The organism is Coprococcus intestinihominis (genome assembly GCF_040096555.1).
Classification (GTDB): domain Bacteria; phylum Bacillota; class Clostridia; order Lachnospirales; family Lachnospiraceae; genus Coprococcus_A; species Coprococcus_A intestinihominis.
The window spans coordinates 1-1,997 of sequence record NZ_JBBMEK010000390.1 but is presented as its reverse complement, the minus strand read 5'-3'; the positions used below and the strand labels follow the sequence as shown (position 1 = coordinate 1,997).

At 40.1% G+C, this 1,997-nt stretch carries 2 protein-coding genes and 1 tRNA gene; all 3 read right to left on the bottom strand.

The window, feature by feature from the left end; translation table 11 throughout:
* Nucleotides 1-664: 664 nt before the first annotated feature.
* A complete protein-coding gene (gene rpsI / locus WMO25_RS17515) occupies nt 665-1,057 on the bottom strand; it encodes a 30S ribosomal protein S9 (protein WP_015515108.1) in 393 nt (130 codons plus the stop codon).
* Between the two features lie 31 nt (nt 1,058-1,088).
* Entirely contained in the window at nt 1,089-1,523 is a 435-nt protein-coding gene (rplM, locus tag WMO25_RS17510) for a 50S ribosomal protein L13 (RefSeq protein ID WP_015515107.1), read from the bottom strand.
* A 397-nt stretch (nt 1,524-1,920) separates the two neighbouring features.
* Nucleotides 1,921-1,995 (bottom strand) — tRNA-Pro (locus WMO25_RS17505).
* Nucleotides 1,996-1,997 lie beyond the last annotated feature (2 nt).

Below are 1,997 nucleotides of genomic sequence, written 5' to 3'. Positions count from 1 at the left end.
CTGAGCTTCTGGCAGGTTAAAATGGGGAGAAATTTCTCATTTTAACTTGTACTAAATCTTGACATAGGACCAACTCTGCTACTACAAAGGTGATAGTTATTAGACTTTGTTGCTTTCAGCCAACTTATCTCTCGCAGCCTAGCCTTCTATGTGATTTCTGTCCGTCGGACCAGAGATTTGCTTACAGCTTCCTTCAGATTCCACCTCGCGATGGACACCCTTGCTGTTCGGCTATACACTTCCCACTATCTGGGCGTGTTCGGGACTTACACCCGTTAGAGCGCGCCCATGGCGCGCAAACTGAAAAAAGCACCCAGTTATTTGTTACTGAGTGCCTGCATTAGAATCGTATTTAATTGTTCAGATTTGGTCAGATTATGCCAAACCCTCCAGCGAAAAATCCGGTGTCTGAGAGTGCCAAAATCACCCTTAAAAATACCCCCGAAATTGTTCTCTGGTTGTCCTATTTTTTAACCACTAAGGCCGTTTTTTGACCCCATTTTTGCCGGTTGTCCTATATTTAACCACTAAAAATTGGGTGAAATCGGCTCTCGTTTTGCCAAATTTGGTCAAACCATATCCGCCCGTTTAGATATAGCAAAAGCCCGGAAAACCTTGATTTTCCGGGCTTTTTGAACCATTTTGATATAGTCTGAGCAGTCGATTATCGCTTGCTGAACTGCGGAGCGCGACGAGCTGCTTTGAGACCGTATTTCTTACGTTCTTTCATACGTGGATCTCTTGTCAGGTAACCAGCTTTCTTAAGAGTTGGTCTGAATTCAGCGTCTGCTTTCAGTAATGCACGAGCGATACCGTGTCTGATAGCACCAGCCTGACCTGTGAAACCGCCGCCGTGAACATTAACTAATACATCGAATTTCTCTAATGTTTCTGTTGCAACAAGTGGCTGTCTAACAACAACTTTTAATGTTTCAAGACCGAAATATTCATCGATATCTCTCTTGTTGATTGTGATCTTACCTGTACCTGGTGTAAGGTATACTCTGGCAATACTCTTTTTTCTTCTACCTGTTCCGTAATATTTTACTGAAGCCATTATTCTCTCTCCTTCCGATGTAATTCATTAATTAATACTTGAGTTCAAGTACTTCTGGTTTCTGAGCTGCATGGTTGTGTTCAGGACCTGCATATACATGAAGCTTCTTGATCATAGCTCTTCCTAATGGTCCCTTTGGAAGCATACCCTTAACTGCTAATGTAATAACATCTTCAGGTTTCTTAGCCATTTTTTCTCTTAATGTAGCTTCTTTCATACCGCCTACATAATCAGAGTGGCTGTAGTAGATCTTCTGATCCATCTTCTTACCAGTTACTTTAATCTTGTCAGCATTGATTACGATTACATAATCACCTGTATCTACGTTTGGTGTAAATGTTGGTTTATTCTTACCTCTCAGGATTGCTGCTACCTGTGAAGTTAAACGTCCTAATGTCTGATCTGCAGCGTCAACTACATACCATTTTCTTTCAATTGTTGCCGGGCTGGCTACAAAGCTTTTCATAGTGAACCTCCTTATTCGTGTATCTAATCGTATAAGAAATACTAGCTCCCTGATGTAAATGTCCGAAAACATCAAAGCTCACTTTCATCTGTTGATCTCGTCAATCACAACAAACGTCCAACAATCAGATATTTTCTAAAAAATATATTGTTCAAATACCCCACCGGGGCTATTGGCGAAGTATTTTTAACCATACTGTCACAATTACCTATTATATTGCAAATATTTTTATCTGTCAATGTTTTTATTGCGTATTCTTAGCAATTTTTTATTTTTATTTTTCGCCCTCTCATATACCTAAATAGATACATCCTTTTGATTGAAAGGCAAAAAAAATACCAGAGTCCTCTTACTATTTTATTAATTATAAAAATAGAAGAAACATCTCTGGAAAAAGTCGGGGTGACAGGATTCGAACCTGCGACCTCTTGATCCCAAATCAAGCGCTCTAGCCAAGCTGAGCCACACCCCGAT